At 61.6% G+C, this 18,705-nt stretch carries 18 protein-coding genes; 7 read left to right on the top strand and 11 right to left on the bottom strand.

The window, feature by feature from the left end; all coding sequences use genetic code 11:
* Window positions 1–118: 118 nt before the first annotated feature.
* Window positions 119–799: a dTMP kinase gene (gene tmk, locus A6U87_RS10755; RefSeq protein WP_065691264.1), complete on the top strand. Its 681-nt coding sequence runs from the start codon at window positions 119–121 to the stop codon at window positions 797–799.
* Window positions 796–1,821, top strand: a complete 1,026-nt coding sequence (locus A6U87_RS10750; RefSeq protein WP_065691263.1) for a DNA polymerase III subunit delta' — start codon at window positions 796–798, stop codon at window positions 1,819–1,821. The genes tmk and A6U87_RS10750 overlap by 4 nt, the downstream gene beginning before the upstream one ends.
* Before the next feature lie 10 nt (window positions 1,822–1,831).
* On the opposite strand, the gene A6U87_RS10745 is transcribed toward A6U87_RS10750, so the two are convergent.
* Complete coding sequence (locus A6U87_RS10745; protein ID WP_065691262.1) at window positions 1,832–2,629, bottom strand: sulfite exporter TauE/SafE family protein; 798 nt, start codon at window positions 2,627–2,629, stop codon at window positions 1,832–1,834.
* A 236-nt stretch (window positions 2,630–2,865) separates the two neighbouring features.
* Between A6U87_RS10745 and metG the strand changes: the two genes are divergently transcribed.
* Genes metG through A6U87_RS10730 form a run of 3 tightly spaced genes read left to right on the top strand, consistent with a single transcriptional unit; the run spans window position 2,866 to window position 6,041 of the window.
* Complete coding sequence (metG, locus tag A6U87_RS10740) at window positions 2,866–4,416, top strand: methionine--tRNA ligase (RefSeq protein WP_065691352.1); 1,551 nt, start codon at window positions 2,866–2,868, stop codon at window positions 4,414–4,416.
* A 7-nt stretch (window positions 4,417–4,423) separates the two neighbouring features.
* Window positions 4,424–5,206 carry a TatD family hydrolase gene (locus A6U87_RS10735; RefSeq protein WP_065691261.1) on the top strand — a complete coding sequence of 261 codons (783 nt, stop codon included), beginning with the start codon at window positions 4,424–4,426 and terminating at the stop codon, window positions 5,204–5,206.
* 4 nt (window positions 5,207–5,210) lie between these two features.
* On the top strand, window positions 5,211–6,041 hold the full coding sequence (locus A6U87_RS10730) for an MBL fold metallo-hydrolase (protein ID WP_065691260.1): 831 nt from the start codon (window positions 5,211–5,213) through the stop codon (window positions 6,039–6,041).
* A gap of 34 nt (window positions 6,042–6,075) precedes the next feature.
* Here the strand turns inward: A6U87_RS10730 and atzF are convergent, their stop codons facing one another.
* The 10 genes from atzF to A6U87_RS10680 are packed head-to-tail and all read right to left on the bottom strand — an operon-like array spanning window position 6,076 to window position 16,498.
* The gene (gene atzF, locus A6U87_RS10725; RefSeq protein WP_065691259.1) at window positions 6,076–7,902 is read right to left on the bottom strand and encodes an allophanate hydrolase; all 1,827 of its coding nucleotides are present in this window, start codon (window positions 7,900–7,902) and stop codon (window positions 6,076–6,078) included.
* Window positions 7,899–8,252, bottom strand: coding sequence for a cupin domain-containing protein (locus A6U87_RS10720; RefSeq protein WP_065691258.1), 354 nt, complete (start codon window positions 8,250–8,252; stop codon window positions 7,899–7,901). The genes atzF and A6U87_RS10720 overlap by 4 nt, the downstream gene beginning before the upstream one ends.
* The gene (locus A6U87_RS10715) at window positions 8,245–8,913 is read right to left on the bottom strand and encodes a cysteine hydrolase family protein (protein ID WP_065691257.1); all 669 of its coding nucleotides are present in this window, start codon (window positions 8,911–8,913) and stop codon (window positions 8,245–8,247) included. Before A6U87_RS10715 ends, A6U87_RS10720 begins: the two co-directional genes overlap by 8 nt.
* The gene (locus A6U87_RS10710) at window positions 8,913–10,463 is read right to left on the bottom strand and encodes an ABC transporter ATP-binding protein (protein ID WP_065691256.1); all 1,551 of its coding nucleotides are present in this window, start codon (window positions 10,461–10,463) and stop codon (window positions 8,913–8,915) included. The genes A6U87_RS10715 and A6U87_RS10710 overlap by 1 nt, the downstream gene beginning before the upstream one ends.
* 1 nt (window position 10,464) lies before the next feature.
* On the bottom strand, window positions 10,465–11,517 hold the full coding sequence (locus tag A6U87_RS10705; RefSeq protein ID WP_065691255.1) for a ring-opening amidohydrolase: 1,053 nt from the start codon (window positions 11,515–11,517) through the stop codon (window positions 10,465–10,467).
* A complete protein-coding gene (locus A6U87_RS10700) occupies window positions 11,517–12,218 on the bottom strand; it encodes a cysteine hydrolase family protein (RefSeq protein WP_065691254.1) in 702 nt (233 codons plus the stop codon). The genes A6U87_RS10705 and A6U87_RS10700 overlap by 1 nt, the downstream gene beginning before the upstream one ends.
* Window positions 12,219–12,230: 12 nt before the next feature.
* Window positions 12,231–13,247, bottom strand: coding sequence for a formamidase (locus A6U87_RS10695; RefSeq protein WP_065691253.1), 1,017 nt, complete (start codon window positions 13,245–13,247; stop codon window positions 12,231–12,233).
* Between the two features lie 42 nt (window positions 13,248–13,289).
* The gene (locus A6U87_RS10690) at window positions 13,290–14,216 is read right to left on the bottom strand and encodes an ABC transporter permease (RefSeq protein WP_018899850.1); all 927 of its coding nucleotides are present in this window, start codon (window positions 14,214–14,216) and stop codon (window positions 13,290–13,292) included.
* Entirely contained in the window at window positions 14,216–15,355 is a 1,140-nt protein-coding gene (locus tag A6U87_RS10685; RefSeq protein WP_065691252.1) for an ABC transporter permease, read from the bottom strand. The genes A6U87_RS10690 and A6U87_RS10685 overlap by 1 nt, the downstream gene beginning before the upstream one ends.
* 18 nt (window positions 15,356–15,373) lie before the next feature.
* Window positions 15,374–16,498, bottom strand: coding sequence for a BMP family ABC transporter substrate-binding protein (locus A6U87_RS10680; protein ID WP_065691251.1), 1,125 nt, complete (start codon window positions 16,496–16,498; stop codon window positions 15,374–15,376).
* A gap of 322 nt (window positions 16,499–16,820) precedes the next feature.
* Here A6U87_RS10680 and A6U87_RS10675 point away from each other — a divergent pair, with 322 nt between their 5' ends.
* Together A6U87_RS10675 and A6U87_RS10670 are read left to right on the top strand one after the other, a co-directional pair.
* Window positions 16,821–17,501, top strand: a complete 681-nt coding sequence (locus A6U87_RS10675; protein ID WP_244499465.1) for a GntR family transcriptional regulator — start codon at window positions 16,821–16,823, stop codon at window positions 17,499–17,501.
* A gap of 446 nt (window positions 17,502–17,947) precedes the next feature.
* Window positions 17,948–18,529 (top strand): FkbM family methyltransferase, encoded by a 582-nt coding sequence (locus A6U87_RS10670; RefSeq protein WP_244499464.1) that lies wholly within the window; start codon window positions 17,948–17,950, stop codon window positions 18,527–18,529.
* The last annotated feature ends 176 nt before the right edge of the window (window positions 18,530–18,705 follow it).

The raw sequence follows: 18,705 nt of genomic DNA, 5'->3' as shown, positions 1-18,705 counted from the left end.
TTCGCTGTTCATTGTGGGGCAACACACGGAGTTGACCCGCAAGCAGTTCCGCTCGTCGGCATCTTCCGCTAGATGTACGGCAGTGGCGGCACCGGCGCCGAAATGCAGGAACGTATTATTGTCATTCCATACTGGGTTGTTTGTTACATTTGAAGGCGGCGAGGGCGCTGGTAAATCGACGCAAATCCGCCTGCTGGCGGAAGCGCTTCGGGCGGCTGGACACACCGTTCTGCTGACTCGCGAACCAGGTGGCTCCCGCGGAGCGGAGGCCGTGCGCCACGTGCTCCTGTCAGGCGCCGCGGAGGCCTATGGCACCCGAATGGAGGCAATCCTGTTTGCTGCTGCGCGTAATGATCACGTCGAGGAACTGATACGGCCCGCGCTGCTGCGTGGCGAGGTCGTTCTCTGCGATCGGTTCATGGATTCGTCCCGGGTCTATCAGGGCGTGACCGGCAATCTCGAGCCGGAATTCGTCGAGACGCTGCAGCGGGTTGCTGTGAACGGCGTCGTTCCCGATTGTACGGTGATTCTCGATCTGCCGGCACGTGCCGGTCTGGAGCGCGCCCAGAAGCGCGGCGCAGCCGGAGATGTGGCGCCCGACCGGTTCGAGAAGGAAGAGCTGGAGACACACGAGAAGCGCCGCGAGGCTTTCCTCGATATCGCCGCGCGCGAACCGGAGCGTTGCCATGTGGTCAACGCGATGCGCAGCCAGGACGTCATCTCTGCCGATATCCTGTCGATCGTCGAGCAGCTCCTTGCATCAGGAATAGTATCGAAGACAACGGAAGCGGCGCCATGAGTGACGAACGCCCGGGTCTGCTCGACGGCGCCATCTGGCCAGCGGAAAACACGAAGCTCTTCGGCCATGAAGATGCGGCTGCATTTCTCGCCCAATCCTACCACTCGGGCAAAAGCCATCATGCGCTATTGATCGAAGGGCCGTCGGGGATCGGCAAGGCGACGCTGGCGTTTCGTTTCGCAAATCACGTCTTGTCGCATCCGGATCCGGCCGGCGCGCCGGAGCTGATGGCCGACCCCGATCCGGGCTCGCCGGTGACCCGTCAGATCGTCGCGGGCGCCTCGCACAATCTCTTGTATCTTGCCCGACCGGTGGATGAAAAGACCGGGAAGCAGAAGTCGGCGATCACGGTCGATGAAGTGCGCCGGGCCGGAAAGTTCTTTTCCCAGACCTCGGGTACCGGAAATTGGCGCATCGTCATCATCGATCCCGCGGACGATATGAACCGCAGCGCGGCCAACGCCATCCTGAAAATCCTCGAAGAGCCGCCGAAGCGGGCGCTGTTCCTGCTGATTTCGCACGCGCCGGGCAAGCTCTTGCCCACCATCCGGTCCCGCTGCCTGCCGTTGAAGCTGTCACCGCTCGGGGATGAGGCGCTTGGCGCTGCGCTTGCGCACCTCGGCGTCCGGGTCGACGATAGCGACCTCCTTGCTGCCGCGAACGGCAGTGTCGGCGAGGCGTTGAAGCTCGTCAATTACGGTGGCGGCGAGATCATCGCGGCCTACAACGAGGTGCTGGCGTCGCAGGGGCCATCCGCCCGAAAGGCAATGCATCGCCTCGCCGATGCGCTCTCGGGCAAGGAGAGCGACACCATCTTCGAGTTTTTCTCCAGCCATGTCGGCGATGATCTGATGGGCAAGGCACGAGCGGCTGCAATGGCGGGGCAGGTGGCTGCCGCGGAGCGCTTGTCGCGGCTCCACTCCGATATCATCGAGCGGCTGGCGGTATCGGATGCCTACAATCTGGATCGCAAGCAGACGATCCTGAGCATCCTCGGCGATATCAAACAGCCAGGTCCCTGATCAGGCGAGGTCAGCTCGCCAGCAGTTTCCAGGCAACGACGGCGAGCGTCAGAGCAAGCACGATGCGGATCGTGCGCTCGTGGAGCTTCGGTGCGAACAGGCTGCCGATGATAATGCCGGGAATGGAGCCGAGGAGCAGGGCCAGCAACATGCCCCAGTCGATCTCGCCGATCATCCAGTAGCCCATGCCGCCGATCAACGTCAGCGGGACGGCGTGGACGATATCGGAGCCGACGATCTCGCGAACGTCCAGCCGCGGGTAAAGGATCAGCAGGACAGTCACGCCAAGGGCGCCTGCGCCGACGGAGGTAAGCGTCACAAGGACACCGAGCGCCAGGCCCAGCAGGACGGTGAGGGTGGAGATCGTTGCCGGGCGCATCGGGCGCCGGTCGCCGATGGAGCGCTTGGCGAAGTCGAGCACCTGGCGCCGAAACACCAGCATGAATGCTGTCATGACCAGGAGCCAGCCAAGAGCTGTAGTAATCGTATGCGCGACTTCTATGCTCTTGCGATCAACGCCAGCCATGAGCCAGAGCATCAGCAATGCGGCCGGCACGCTGCCGGCGGCCAGACAGCCGACGACGCGCCAGTTGATGCGGCCGTGTATGCCGTGAACGGCGGTGCCCGCGCTCTTGGTCACGGCGGCATAAAGTAGATCAGTGCCCACGGCAGTTGCCGGGTGTACGCCGAAGAGCAGTACGAGGATCGGCGTCATCAGCGAACCGCCGCCGACACCGGTGATTCCGACAAGCGCGCCCACGAGGAGCCCGGATAGCGAGTAGAGCGGATCGAAGCTGGATAGGGTCAAACGGTGAGCCTCGAGCCTGCGCGCGAAACGTTGCTGAGGGATGCCTGAAGTGTCACGTTGCTGTCACCCTGTCTTCTTTGCCTCTGCGTAGAATGCGAGAAAAAGCGAGTCAAGGTCGCGCGGGCTCTGCCCCTGAAACCGCCAACCGTTTCGAAACTTAATGTTTCGCTTCGCCGCCACATGCGCTAAGGAGCGGCTGATCGTTTTTATAGAGTTAGACGGATACGATGGCCGCCATGGCAGACAAGACTCCTTTCTACATCACCACCGCGATTTCCTATCCCAACGGCAAGCCGCATATCGGCCATGCCTACGAACTGATCGCGACCGATGCGATGGCACGCTACCAGCGGCTCGACGGCAAGGACGTGTTCTTCCTGACGGGCACCGACGAGCACGGGCAGAAGATGCAGCAGACGGCGCGGGCTGAAGGCATCACCCCGCAAGAGCTCGCCGACCGCAACTCCGGCGAATTCCAGGCCATGGCGAAACTACTGAATGCGTCGAATGATGATTTCATTCGCACGACGCAGGAGCGCCATCACGAGACCTCCCGCAATATCTGGAACCTGATGGCCGACGCCGGCGACATCTACAAGGATTCCTACGCCGGCTGGTACTCGGTGCGCGACGAAGCCTACTACCAGGAAAACGAAACCGAGCTGCGCGCCGATGGCGTGCGCTACGGGCCGCAGGGCACGCCGGTCGAGTGGGTTGAGGAAGCGAGCTACTTCTTCAAGCTCTCCGAATACCAGGACAAGCTGCTCGCGCTCTACGAAGCCAATCCCGATTTCATCGGTCCGGCCGAGCGCCGCAACGAAGTCATCTCGTTCGTGAAGTCGGGCCTGAAGGATTTGTCGATTTCGCGTACGACCTTCGATTGGGGCATCAAGGTTCCGAATGATCCCGAGCATGTCATGTATGTCTGGGTTGACGCCCTGACCAACTACATCACCGCGACCGGCTATATCGAAGACAAGAATGGCCCACGGGCGAAGTATTGGCCTGCGGACGTCCACATCATCGGCAAGGACATCATTCGCTTCCACGCGGTCTACTGGCCGGCCTTCCTGATGTCCGCGAACCTGCCTCTGCCCAAGCGCGTCTTCGCGCACGGCTTCTTGCTCAACAAGGGTGAGAAGATGTCGAAGTCGCTCGGCAACGTCGTCGATCCCGTCAATCTCGTGAACCATTTCGGTCTTGATCAGGTGCGCTACTTCTTCCTGCGCGAAGTCTCCTTCGGCCACGATGGCAGCTACAGCGAAGAGGCAATCGGCACGCGCATCAACTCTGATCTTGCAAACGGCATCGGCAACCTCGCCAGCCGCTCGCTGTCGATGATCGTCAAGAACTGCGACGCTAAGATCCCGGAATGCGGTCCCTTGACCGACGAAGACAGGGCAATGCTGGCCGCTGCAGACGCCCTGCACGCTTCGACGCGCGAGGACATGAACAAGCAGCTGATCCATCGCGCACTGACGTCGATCATTGCCGTTGTGTCCGAGACAGACCGCTATTTTGCCGGGCAGCAGCCTTGGGCATTGAAGAAGACCGACCCGGCGCGCATGGCCACCGTACTCTACGTGACAGCCGAGGTTGTCCGTCAGATCGCGATCATGTTGCAGCCATTCGTGCCTGAATCGGCCGACAAGCTGCTTAATCTCGTCGCGGCACCTGCCGACAAGCGGGACTTTGCAGCCCTTGGTGAAGCAGGCCGGCTCGCGCCGGGCACGCCGCTTGAAGCGCCGACGCCGGTATTCCCGCGTTACGTCGCACCCGAGGCGTGAGACCACCATGCTGATCGATACGCATTGCCATCTGGATTTCGCCGATTTCGAGGAGGAGCGTGACGACATCGTCAAGCGCGCCCAGGATTCCGGCGTCAAGCAGATGGTGACGATCTCCACGCGGGTCCGCAAGCTCGACACTCTGCTGGCCATCACCGAAAAGTATCCATCGGTGTTCTGCTCCGTCGGCACGCATCCGAACAGCGCAAACGAAGAACTCGACATCCAGACCGAAGACCTCGTGCGCCTTGCCAATGCGCACGAGAAGGTCGTCGCGATCGGCGAAGCCGGGCTCGACTACTTCTACGACACGCAGAAACCCGAGGATCAGAAGACCGGTTTCCGCCGTCACATCGCCGCAGCGCGTGAGACAAAGCTTCCGCTGGTCATCCATAGCCGCAGCGCCGACGAAGATATGGCTGCGATCCTGACCGAGGAAACGGGCAAGGGTGCATTCCCATTCATCCTGCATTGTTTCTCGGCCGGTCCGGAGCTTGCAAGAACCGGCGTGGAGCTCGGCGGCTACATTTCCTTCTCGGGCATCCTGACATTTCCGAAGTCGCAGGATCTGCGCGACATCGCCAAGACCATTCCGCATGATCGGCTGCTGGTCGAAACCGACGCGCCTTACCTTGCGCCGAAGCGCTGGCGCGGCAAGCGCAACGAGCCATCCTATGTGGTGAACACCGCCGAAGTTCTGGCTGAAACGCTGGATGTCAGCTACGCCGAGATCTCGAGGATCACGACGGAGAACGCATTCCGCTGCTTCTCGAAAATGCCAAGGATCTGACGCGGTGGTCCATCGGCGACGGTTCACCATTCTAGGCTGTTCATCGTCGCCCGGCGTACCCCGTATCACCGGCGATTGGGGTGCTTGCGATCCGGCTAACCCAAAGAACCGGCGCACCCGATCGTCCTTCATGGTCCAGCAATATGATGACAACGGCGGCGTGACCACCGTTGTTATCGACACCGGGCCGGACTTTCGCGAACAGATGATCGCAGCGCGTGTCGATAACGTCGATGCGGTCCTCTATACGCATGCCCATGCCGATCATATTCATGGTCTCGACGATCTGCGCGGGTATTACTTCGGTTCGCAACAGCGCGTTCCGATCTATGCCACGCCGGTCACGATGGACCGGATCCGGCAGGGGTTCGGCTATTGCCTGGAAACACCTCCCGGCAGCAACTACCCTCCGATTGTCGAGGCGAGGATTATCGAGGATATCGGTGCGCCGCTTCGCATCAGCGGTGCCGGGGGCACGATCACGTTCCGGCCGCACATACAGCAGCACGGCGATATCGTTTCGCTGGGATTTCGTATAGGCGATATCGCTTATTGTAGCGATATCAGTGATTTCCCGCCGGAAACTGTTGTGAAACTCGAGGGTCTGGACATCCTGATCATCGACGCTCTGCAATACCGATACCATCCGAGCCACCTTTCACTGGAGCAATCGCTCGACTGGATCGAACGCCTGAAGCCGAAGCGGGCGATCCTGACCCACATGCATACGCCGCTGGACTATGACACGGTGATGGCAGAGACGCCGGAGCACGTCGTTCCGGCCTACGACCAGATGAGCTTCGACGTCGAGTTGACCGAACCCGAAATCGCCTGAAGGGATCAGACGGTTTTGCGTTTTTGCCGGCGGATCAGCCGGCGCTTCGAGCCCGTCGCTCTGGCGCGCTGGCAACATAGTTGCGCCAGCCACCATAGGCCGTAATGTCGATCGCGCCGGCAATTGCCGCGGGCTCGACCAGAAATCCCTTTGCTGAGGTGCCGTCGGACAGGTGAACCGTGCCGATGCCAAGCGGCGAGGGGATTGCCGCGACGAAGGCGCCGAAGGCGGCCGGCGTCAGTCGCCAGACTTCGACATCGATCTTGCCGCCTTGCCCCGCCTCTACACGGATCATTCCCGGCTTAGCCGGAACCTGGCCTGCAAGGGCATAAAGGCGGTAGGCATCCGACGTCTGTGCCGTCCTGGAGAAGCGTGCATCGAGGTCGCGCAATTGCACGTTCAGCTGCATGCTGGACAGATGCGCCCCGACGACGACCAGATCGATCAGCCCGTGATCGCTGTCGGCGGAAGCCTTTGCGGCGGGCGGCAGAGGCCAGCCGGTGGCGCCGACTGTCAGGTCAGTCGTCTGATGAAGGTCGCGGGCAAGCGCCGCTGTCAGCCCATCACGGCCGGATGAGGCAAGCAGCGTGACGCTGGCCGGTAGACCATCGGCGCGCGTGCCTGTCGGAACGGCAATGCCGCACATATCCAGCAGGTTGACGAAATTGGTGTAGGTCCCAAGCCGCGAGTTTTCACGGATCGGCTCGGCCTCCAGATCGGCAAGCGTGTAGTGGCTCGGCGCCGTCGGCACGCAGAACAGATCGACGGAGGCGATCACGGGCTGCAGCGTTTGCTTGAGCGCCTGAAGCGCATAGAGGCCATTGAACGCTTCGGCCGCCGTCAGCGATTTCGCGGCACTGTAAATTTTCCGGGTTACCGGATGGAATCTGTCTTCTCTCGCGTCGAAGAAATCTTTGACCGCGGCATAGCGCTCGGCGACCCAGGCACCTTCATAGAGAAGATTGGCGACCCGGTAGAAGTCACCGAACGGAACTTCGACAAGCCGATGGCCCAGCCCGGACAAGGTCGCCAGCGCAGCCTCGTAGGCCGCTTCCATGGCTGTATCTCCAAAGAATTGCCGGTCGTCCTTGGCAGGAACGCCGATCGACAGTACGGGCGGCAGCGAGCCATAGCCGGTGGCCGGGATCGTCTTCGAATAGGCATCCGCCGGATCATGGCGTGCGGCGACGCCGAAGACGGTCCAGGCGTCGTCGACCGTTAATGCGAAGACGGAGACGCAATCCAATGTCCGGCAGGCCGGCACGACGCCTGTGGTAGAAAAGGCGCCGACGCTCGGCTTGAGCCCGACGATATTGTTGAGCCCTGCGGGAATACGCCCCGAACCGGCAGTATCGGTGCCCAGCGCAAAGCTGACAATTCCTTGCGCGGTGGCAACCGCGGAGCCGGAGCTCGAGCCGCCGGGAACGAGGCGCGCATCGATGGCATTGCGTGGGATCGGGTAGGGAGACCGAACACCGACGAGGCCGGTCGCGAACTGGTCGAGATTGGTCTTGCCGATGACGAGCGCCCCGGCGTCTTTCAGCAAGCGGACCACCGTCGCGTCGTTTTCGGCGACATAGGCATAGTCAGGGCAGGCCGCCGTGGTTGGCATGCCGGCAACATCGATGTTGTCCTTGACCGCGAAGGGAACGCCCCACAGGGGTTTCGTGATGGGATCGAACGCGCCAAGCGCTTCCGCCTCAGCTGCCAGCTTGCTTCTATCCGCGAGATGAAGAAAGATCCCGGGGTCGTTGACCGCGGCAATGCGCGCAAAGACCTGATCGAAGATGTCAGCGACGGTGCCGCCGTCGGCGTAGAAGGCGTGCAGCGATGCGATGTCGAATGGCGGTCCCGCGGTCATGCTCTTTCCTCTTCCAGTATTTTCACCGGCCGATCCCATTGGATCAACACCACGCAGCCGGTATCGCTCCAGACCGAGTGCTCCGTGCCGGCGGCATTGACGATATAGCTACCGCGACCATAGTCACCAGCTTCGTCCGATTGCGTGCCCTCGAGCACGAGAATGGTCTCCAGCCCCTCGTGGCGGTGGCGCGGTACCGAGGCGCCGGCCTCGTATTTCAGCAGCGCTACGCCCGGCTGATCGCCCTCGAAGGGCCGGATCCAGTGGATCGTCACCTCTTCACGAAACGGAGAGAAAGTCAGGTCTTTCCAGCCGCCTAGCGTCAGAATCTCGCGTGTCGTCTCAGGCATGACCGATCACCTCCAATATGTCGTCCACATGTGCCGTCCATCCGACGATCGCGCCTTGGGCGCGGATCATGGCGATGGCGGCGTCCTTGAATTCTGGAAAATAGCTCTCCGTGGCCTCTTCTGCGAGAAGGCACTCATATCCGCGATCATTGGCTTCGCGCATCGTCGTCTGCACGCAGACTTCCGTCGTGACGCCTGCGAACACCAGCTGCGTGATGCCTTTTTCCTTCAGAACGTCGCCAAGTTCGGTGGCGTAGAAGGCGCCTTTCCCGGGTTTCTCGATGACGGTCTCGCCATCGATGGGCGCAAGTTCAGGCAAAATCGCCGTGCCCGGCTCGCCCGCGATGAGGATCCGCCCCATCGGTCCATCGTCGCCGATGCGCAGGCTCGGCTTGCCGCGGTTGCGCTTGGCGGGCGGAAGATCGGAGAGGTCGGGCTTGTGGCATTCCATCGTGTGGATGACAGGCAATCCCGCGTCGCGAAACCCCTGAATCAACCGCTTGACGTCGGGCACGATCTTCGTGATGCGCCCGACATCGTTGCCGAGACTGGCGCCGAAGCCACCGGGTTCGGCGAAGTCGCGCTGCATGTCGATGACGACGAGCGCCAGCTCACCTGGCTTCGCAGGGAAGGCGAAAGGTTGGGCTTTGATCTCCGTCATCAATGGTGTCCCGCCATGTGAGAGCCGATAACGGCAATGTCAGCTGCGAGCGCCGGCGTCTCGTAAACCAGCTTGCCTTCCGAGATGACCATGATCCGGTCGGACATCTCCAACAGCTCGTCGAGGTCTTCCGACAACAGCAAAACGGCGGCACCCGAATTGCGTGCCCGCATGATCCGCGCCCGGATCTCCGCCACCGCCGAGAAATCAAGCCCGAAGCATGGGTTGGAAACGATCAGCAGATCGACCTCGCCGGTGAGCTCGCGGGCCAGCACCGCCCGCTGCACATTCCCGCCCGAAAGGGCTGCGATCGGCGAGGACGACGATGCGGTCTTCACCTTGAAATCGGCGATCAGATCGGTGGCGCGTTTGCGCATCTTGCCCTTGCTGAGCCAGATCGCATCCTTGCCGTCGGCCTTGAGGTCGAAGGTGCGGAAGGCAAGGTTCTCGCTGACTGTCATCTTTGGCGCGCAGGCGTTCTGCAGCGGCTCCTCGGGAATGAAGCGCACGTTGTTGCGCCGCGTTTCCGGCCGCGTCGCGCCATAGGCGTCGCCATTGACCTCGACGGTGCCGGCATCCGTCGGCCTCTGGCCGGCGAGGATCTCCGTGAGTTCCTTCTGGCCGTTGCCCGAAATGCCGGCGATGCCGACGATCTCGCCGGAGCGCACCGTCAGGTTCTCGATCTCGATGGTTTTCAACCCCGACCGGTCCGGCGCCTTGACCTTTTCGACCTTGAGGACGGATTTCGCCGTCGAGGAGACTGGCACGCGGGTATCCAGCTCTGCCAGCTTCACGTCGCCGATCATCATCGAGGCCATGTCTGATGTGGAGAGTTCACCGACCTTTCCGCCGCCGACCAGCTTGCCGCGGCGCAGGATCGAGACGGCATCGGCGAACTTCGTCACCTCGTGGAACTTGTGCGAGATCATCAGCACGGTCAGTTCGCCGCGCTCGGTCATCCCGCGCACCAGCCCGAGCATCTCGTCGGCCTCGGCAGGCGTCAGCACCGAGGTCGGCTCGTCCAGCACCAGGAAGGAGCGGCCTAGATAGAGCTGCTTGACGATCTCCAGCTTCTGCTTCTCGCCGGCCGCCAGTTCGCTGACGGGCCGGTCGAGCGGAATCTTGAACGGCATGCGTTCCATGAGGGCGGCGAGATCCTTGCGCTCCCTGGCCCAGTTGATCACCGCCGGCACGACGGCGCGGCTGATCACGAGGTTTTCGGCCCCGGTCAGCGACGGCACCAGCGTGAAGTGCTGGTAAACCATGCCCAGCCCGTAGGCGGCGGCATCTCTCGGTGAGCCCACGGCGACTTCGCGGCCATCCACCGACAGCGAGCCCGATGTCTGGTGGTAGAAACCCATGATGCATTTCACCAGCGTCGACTTGCCGGCGCCGTTTTCGCCGAGCAGCGCGTGGAAGCTGCCCGCCGGGATGTCGACCGAGACATGGTCGAGCGCCGTGAAGCTGCCGAAGCGCATGGTCATGTCGAGAGTCTGGATGCCGACGGCCTTGCCGGCCTGTGGAAGAGGCGTGTCGCGGACTATGCTCACTTCAGGTCTCCTTTTCGACGATGATTGCCACGGGACCGCCGCCAGGCGGCCCCTGATGCTCGGCGCCACCCGAGACGTAGAGATCGGTCATTCCGAACACGCCTGACAGCACGCCGCCGACGAAGGCGCGGGCATGGCGCGTGCCGGATATGTCGGAATCGCCGAGCATGGTGTGCCGGTTGCCGCGCACCTGACCGCTCGGATCCGGCTCCGCCTTGGCCAGCACCGCCGCCAGCTTGCCTTCGGGCAGTCGCGCATAGGCTGCCGTGACTGACTGCACATCGATTGCGTCGCGCATGACGGCATGGTCGATCTGAAGCGGGCCGGACCACCTGGAACTCATGCCGAGCACGACGATCTCGTGATCCAGCAACTCGATGCCGGCCGACGCCGAAGCGCAGCGCGAATAAAGTTCGTGTCGCGTGCCGATATCGCCATCGGTGATCTCGTCCGCATCGACCTCGCCAAGCGCGACCGCCACGCCAAGCGCAGACGCGCCGCGTGAAAGCCCCATGGATTTCAGCGTGTCACGCGTGGCAACGGTCTTCCCTGTTGCTTCGACCCTGGCGATCCGCTGCGTGGTCAGAAGCGGGCACTTGATCTGCACGAAATGCACGTCCGCCATATCCTCGATCCCGGCATCCCGGATTGCGGCCTTCACGGCATCGGCCACCATCAGCACTTGTGCACGGTGCCCAAGATCATGCGAGGGCAGGGCAGGTGTGCGCGCCGCCCCGATCGCCAGCGCCCGCGTCGCCGGTGCGTCGGTCTCCTCGCGGGCAAACACCGTCCAGTGCGGCGACAGCGCTCCTTCGGTGCCGCCGGACATGACGATCGACACGCCCTCGACACCGTGTTGGTGAAACAGCGTCTCAAAGCTCGATGTCGCGTAGCCACGAGTGAAATCGTTGACGCAGCCATTGCCCTCGGTCTCGCCGAGGATGGCGACCACATTATCCGGGTTCAAGCCGGCAGCAAACAGCGCCTCGACGCCGGAGACATCATCCGGCCCGTCGGCCGGCACGCGAAAGACTTGGGCACGCATCGATGGCATCAGACGAGCGCCTCGATCAAAGCCGTGGAATTGGATACCGAGCCGAACACGCCGCCCTGCATCTTCACCATGTGGATGGCGGCGAGGTGGTTGTTGTAATCGGTGGCGCCGCAGCAATCCTCGAGCAACAGGCATTCGAAGCCGCGATCATTGGCCTCGCGCATGGTGGTGGAGACGCAGACGTCGGTGGTGATGCCGGTGAGGACGATGTTTTCGATGCGCTTCTGGTTGAGGATCAGTTCCAGATCCGTGGCGCAGAACGAGCCCTTGCCCGGCTTGTCGATGATCACTTCGCCCTCAAGAGGATAGAGTTCGGGAATGATGTCCCAGCCCGGCTCTCCACGCACGAGGATGAGGCCGCAAGGCCCGGCATCGCCGATGCCGGCGCCGATCCGCTGCGAGCGCCAGCGCTTGTTGGCCGGCAGGTCGGCGAGGTCGGGCCGGTGGCCTTCGCGGGTGTGGATGATGTGGTATCCCTTGGCGCGCATCGCCGTCAGCACCGACTTGATCGGCTCGATCGGCGCCTGCACCAGAGCGAGGTCGTAGCCCATGTGATCGACATAGCCGCCCTTGCCGCAGAAGTCGGTCTGCATGTCGATGATGATGAGCGCGGTATTGTCGGGCCTTAGCGCCCCGTTATAGGGCCAGGGGTAGGGATCGGCCTTGACGTAATGCTCTTTTGCCTCGGTCATCATGTCCATCGTCCGTCTCCTCTATTCGCCCGCAAGCTTGAATGTTTCGCCATAGCGCCTCGCCGGCTTGTCGAAGCCGCAGGAGGTGCCGTCGGTGATCTTGATGTCCGCCTCCCAAGGCAGCTTGTACTGGCCAGCGATCAGGTCGTGCATGTAGCTGTAGGGCGCGTCGCCCGCGCCGCCCTCGACAGCGACATAGCCGCGATGGCCGAACTGGTAGATGTTGTTCTCGACGCCCCAGCCGAGCCGTGCCTCGCGCACCAGATCGGGCCTAACTTCGGCGGTGATGATCTCGTTGACCCGGCCAGACGTCCCGTGGGCGATAGTCGAGCCGTCGAAATTGCAGATCATGCCTTCGCCCATGCTGTCGAAGGTGCCATCAGAGCCGCACATGCACACGCTCGCCGTAACCATGAGGTTGCAGAAGGCGTTGGACTGGTTGGTGAATTTCCAGCTTTCGCGGATCGGCGCGGTATAGCCCGCCGTGCGGATCATGATCTCGGCGCCCTTGTAGGCGCACTCGCGCGCCATCTCCGGGAACATGCCGTCATGGCAGATGATCAGCGCCAGCTTGGCGCCCTTGGGGCCATCGATGACGGGAATGCCGAGATTGCCCGGCTCCCATGGCTCGACCGGCACCCAGGGGTGCATCTTGCGGTAATAGAGCTTCAGCTCGCCCGTATCGTCGATGACGATGCCTGAATTGTAGGGCATGCCGCCGGGATTGAATTCCATGATCGAGAAGCAGCCCCAGATCTTGTTGTCCAGGCACGCCTTCTTGAACGCCGCGACCTCGGGCCCATCCATCCGGCACATGATGTCAGGGTTGATATCCATCGACAGCCCGTGCAGCGCATATTCGGGGAAGACGACCAGATCCATGCCCGGCTGATTGCGCCGCGCTTTGCCGACGAGATCGACTATGAGCTGCGTCTGCCGCGCCAGATCATCCTTGGTGACAGTCACGGGGAGTTGCAACTGCACAAGGCCGATGCCGACGCCGTGTTCGGATTTGTTGAGGCCGCCGAGACCGTTCATGGCTAAATCCCTATTTCAAAACAGAATTACTTGGTGAGTGACTTATTTCGTGAGTGACAGGGCCCCCGGCGCACCCGCAAGCGAGCGGGTCGGCGAGGAGGTGGCGATCAAGATGGCGAGCGTCAGCACGTAGGGCGCTGCGTAGAACAGGTAGTACCCTTGCGTGACGCCGACCGATTGCAGGGCAGGGCCAAGCGCGCCCGCACCGCCGAAGAGCAGCGCGGCCAGGAAGCAGCCGATCGGGTTCCAGCGCGCGAAGATGACCAGCGCCACCGCCATCAGCCCCTGGCCGGATGAGATACCCTCGTTCCACGACCCCGGGTAGTAGAGCGAGAGATAGGCCCCGCCGACCGCGGCGAGCGACCCGCCCGCCGCTGTCGCGAGCAGGCGAACGCGATCCGGATCGATGCCCATGGCGCGCGCCGCATCCGTGCTGTCGCCGACGACGCGCAGGATCAGCCCGACGCGGGTATTCTTGAACGCCCACCACAGCGCTACCGCCAGCAGCGCGCCGATGACGAAGAGCACATTGATGTTCAACGCCGCCTGCACCTGCGGCAGGCTCGACCAGCCGCCGAGCGGGATCGAGGGCAGATGCGGTGCCACCGGCTTGATGAAGGGCTTGCCGAGGAAGAAGGCCATGCCGAGGCCGAACTGCATCATGGCGATGCCGATCGCGATATCATTGACCTTCGGCCACTTGCAGATCCAGCCGTGCACGAGGCCGAAGACGGCGCCCGTCGCCATCGCCGCGAGCACGCCGAGCCAGGCCGAGCCGCTCATGACGGCAACCGCGTAGGCCGTCATCGCGCCGAACACCAGCGTTCCCTCGAGCCCGAGATTGATGCGCCCGGATCGCTCGGTGATCGTCTCCCCGAGGCTGACGAAGATGAAGGGTGTGGAGACACGGATGGCGCCGGCGAGGATCGCCAGCGGTACACCCCATATGCCGATACCGGTCTCGTCCATCACGGGTTCCTCTTCCAAAGGTCGGGGTTGAAGATCTTGAAGCGGCCGTAGAAGGTCTCGAACAGCAGGATGACGACGAACAGCGTCCCCTGCAGCACCAGCACGGTCGCATCCGGCAGGCCCATGCGCCGCTGGATCAACCCGCCCGAGGCATCGATGCCGCCGAGAAGGATGGCGACGGGAATGATCGCCAGCGGATTGTGTCGCGCCAGGAAGGCAACGAGGATGCCGGTATAGCCGTAGCCGGCCGCGATCGAGGCATTGGCGCTGCCCTGGACGGCGGCGACTTCGATCATGCCGGCAAGCCCGGCGAAGCTGCCGGCGATACCAGTGAAGCCGACGATCAGTCGCCCCACCGGCAATCCCTGGATCTGCGCGGCGCGCACATTGCCGCCAGCGATGCGGGCCGCGAAGCCGTAGCTCGTCACCTCGATCAGGATCCAGGAGACAATGCAGGCAACGATACCGATCACCAGACCCCAGTGCACGTCCATGCCCGGTATCTTGCCCATCATGTATTCCGCCGGCAGCGGCGCGGTGGAAGGCTTGTTGAGGCTGGCCGGATCGCGCAGCGGCCCCTCGACGAACTGGTTCATCAGCGCGATCGCGATATAGGCAAGCAGCAGCGAGGAGATCGTCTCGTTCACCCCGCGATAGTGGCGCAGGAGGCCGGCGAAGCCGATCCAGATGCCACCGACCACCATGGCCGCCGCCGCCATCAGAAGCAGCACCAGGATGGCGGGCAGGGTGCCGATGAAGGGAAGGGCGATTGCTGCGGCAGCCACGCCGCCAAGCACCACCGCTCCCTCGCCGCCGATGATGGTCAGCCCGAGCCGCGCCGGCAGCGCCACGCAGAGCGCCGTCAGAAGCAGCGGCGCGGAACGGCTAAGGCTGTTCTGCACCGAAAACCAGCTGCCGAAGCCACCGGTATACATGAGCTGGAAAAGGACGGCCGGCGATTTGCCGACCGCCATGATGAAGAGCGAGAAAAGCGCCAGACCGACCAGGATCGCGCCGAGGCTGATGACGACGGGTTCTGCCCGCCGCGCCAGCCATTCCAGCAACGGCCCCAGGACGGACCGCGCCGGCGTATCGGAGATTGCGGGCGATAGGGATGGAGTGTTCGCCTCGATTGTCATGACGCTTCTCCCTCTGGCTTAAGCCGTGGATCCGACGACGCCCTCGACCAGATAGTCCATGCTCTCGAGCTCGATCGCGTCCTCGCCGAGCGCCTTGTCGGCGGCGACGATGATGTTGCCCTTGTTGTCCTTCATCGGTCCCTTGAAGACCGAGAACTTGCCGCTCATGATCGCGGCATGGACGGCCTCGAACTTGGTGCGGGCTTCAGCCGATACGGCCGGTCCGAGCGGGCTCATCTTGACGAAGCCATCCTTCAGGCCGCCGCGCACGAAATTGCCGAGCTTATCGCCGGCCTGCGCCTTCTTGACGAAATCGGTGTAGACGTTGCCCCAGGCCCATTCCGCGCCGGTGAGGTACTTCTCGGGCGCCAGCGGGCTCTGGTTGGCGTGGTAGCCGCAGACGAAGGCGCCGCGACCGGCCGCGGTCTCGACCACGACCTTCGGGCTGTCCACATGGCAGGTGATGACGTCGGCGCCCTGGTCGACCAGCGCGTTGGTGGCTTCCGCTTCCTTGACGGCCAGCGACCATTCGCCGGTGAAGATCACCTGGCAGGTGATGGCGGGATCGACCGAGCGGGCACCGAGCAGGAAGGAGTTGATGTTCTGCAGCACCTGCGGGATCGGCTTGGCGGCGACGAAGCCGATCTTCTTGCTCTTCGAGGCGTAACCAGCCGCGATGCCGTTCAGATACTGGCCCTGGCCGATATAGCCGAAATAGGAGCCGGTATTCATGGGGTTTTTGCCCTCCTGCCAGAGGCCGCCGCAATGGCGGAACTGGATGTCGGGATATTTCGCGGCCATGGCCAGCATGTGGGGGTCGAAATAGCCGAACGAGGTCGGGAACAGCAGGGTCGCGCCATCGAGATTGATCATCGACTCCATCGTCTTCTGGACATCGACGGTTTCAGGCACATTTTCTTCTTCGACGACGGTGATGCCAGGCATTGCCTTGACGGCTGCGGCACCTTCGGCATGCGCCTGGTTATAGCCGTAGTCGTCCTTGGGGCCGACATAGATGAAGCCGACAGTCAGCGCCGTCTGGGCGAAGGCGCGGCTCGGGAGCAAGCCAGGCATAAGAGCGAGTGCGCCGGCTGCGGAAGCCTGAAGGAAATGGCGGCGATTCATGGAAAGGAGTTTGGTCATCGGAATGCTCCTTGCGGCCAGGGCCGGTTCGAAAAACGTTACGAAAAAGTGTATGCAATGGCTGTGCCAAACTTTATCTATTTGTTTTATCTATATAAAAATCACGCCAGGCAGCCGAAAGGATAAAGTGTATGCAGATTTGTGCTGCATATGCTGAAAAAATATTCACGGATTACTTTTAGGGCGATCACCCGATCGATAACGCAAGAATATCTTGGTTATCTTTATAAGGAAGCGGGCGTAAAACACGAAAAAACATAAAATATTTGACTTTTTTTCGGGTCGCGTACATCTGTATGCAATCAGGAAGGCAGATGAAATTGTGAAGCAAATCAGGCGTCGAGAAGTGATCAGGGCAGGGACGACCGTAGAGCAGATGGTGCGTGCCATCGCTGACATGATCGTGACCGGTGTGCTGTCGCCGGGTGAGCGCCTCGACGAGATATCGCTCGCAGCCCGGTTCGATGTTTCGCGCACGCCTGTACGCGAAGCCTTGCGCGAACTGGGCGCCATGGGGCTGGTGGAGCGCGAGCCGAACCGCAGCGCCGTCGTTGCCAACGTCACCGAGAGCTACCTTCATTCCATGTTCGAAGCGATGTCTGAGCTGGAGGCGATCTGTGCGCGGCTGGCCGCGGAACGGATGACCGTCGATGAGCGACGGACGCTCGAGCTCGAGCACCGCGCATCGGCCAAGCTCGTGCACGCCGGTGCCGACGAGGACTACGCCGCCCACAACACGGAATTTCACAGCCAGCTCTATCGTGGAGCCCACAACGATCACATCTACGAACTGGTGACACAGACCCGCGCGCGGCTCGCTCCATTTCGGCGCGCGCAGTTTAGATTGCCTGGACGATTGGCCAAATCTTACGATGAGCACGACGTTATCGTGACCGCGATTATGCGGGGCGATACCGTCGCAGCGAGCCAGGCGGCATATGCTCACGTCGCGATTGTGAGCGACGCAAGTATTGTTTTTGCCACAGCGAAGAGCATTCGATAACTACGTTCGATGCTCGAACGCGTTCCTCATATACTTTAGATTTTGGTGATGTATTGTCACTTGGTGCGATACGCTAGTCGCGCATGTCTATCAGTTGCATGCAGTTGCCTAAAATTCTTTCGGTGGTTGGTTCCTGTCTAGTATTTCCTCATTCCTGGAAGAACAGACAGAGCTCAATGTGAAAAGGTGCCAGTATGGTAAGCCTAAAAAAGCTTACTCTTTCCGGAATGGCTGCTCTTTGTAACAAGGTGTTGAAGAGCACGTCGACCCAGACTCTGTTGTTCAATTCGATAAGACTGAACCGATCGGAGGTTTCCCAGGCGCTGGAGAACGAGGAAGCACGGTTTCTCGGCTATTGTTTCTCCCGAAGAGATTACGCCAGATCACAGATATTGCAGGATTTATGGGTATGTTTCGAGCTCGGCGAGAAACGGGACGGGTTCTTTGTGGAGTTCGGAGCCACAAACGGGCTGAAGAACAGCAATACGTGGCTCCTCGAGACGAAATTCGGCTGGAAGGGCATTCTGGCTGAGCCCAATCCAATCTGGCACGACGAGCTGTTCGCCAACAGGCGCGCGAGTATCGAGCGCATGTGCGTCTCATCGACGTCAGGCGATGTCGTGACGTTTGTTGCGACCGACACGTCCGATCCGGAACTGAGCGCCATTGCCAGCTTCTCCGACGGCGATCATTTTGCCGCCGTGCGCAGCAAAGGCCGGCGCATTCAGGTCGAGACGATTTCCCTGGACGATCTGCTCGACAAGTATGATGCGCCACCGGTGATCGACTACATGTCGATCGATACGGAAGGAAGCGAACTGGCAATCCTGCAGGCGTTCAGCTTTAATCGCAAAATCAAACTGCTGTCGGTCGAGAATAATCCGAAGACCGAACCGGAAATCGATGCGCTGCTTCGGCGCAAGGGATACGTCAGGGTCTTTCGTCAGTTCTCACAATGGGACGGCTGGTACGTGTCGGAAGAGCTGAGGGTCAATCAGAAGCGAGAGATCATCGCGCCGGCGGCATAAACAGCGTATCGTCAGTTACGATCTGCGGATATGATTATGTTCCATAATCTATCTTATCCGATCTTTGTGTGTAGCCGGGTACATTCTATTTCCAAGTGCGACATGCCAATGATTTCAACGGCTTCACTTTGGAGATTTTGGCATGTCCCGATGCTATACGCAGCTTGCTCTCGCCG

It is taken from the genome of Rhizobium sp. AC44/96 (assembly GCF_001692185.1).
In the GTDB taxonomy this organism is placed as follows: domain Bacteria; phylum Pseudomonadota; class Alphaproteobacteria; order Rhizobiales; family Rhizobiaceae; genus Rhizobium.
The sequence above is the reverse complement of the archived record's forward strand: the minus strand, read 5'-3'. Positions and strand labels throughout refer to the sequence as shown.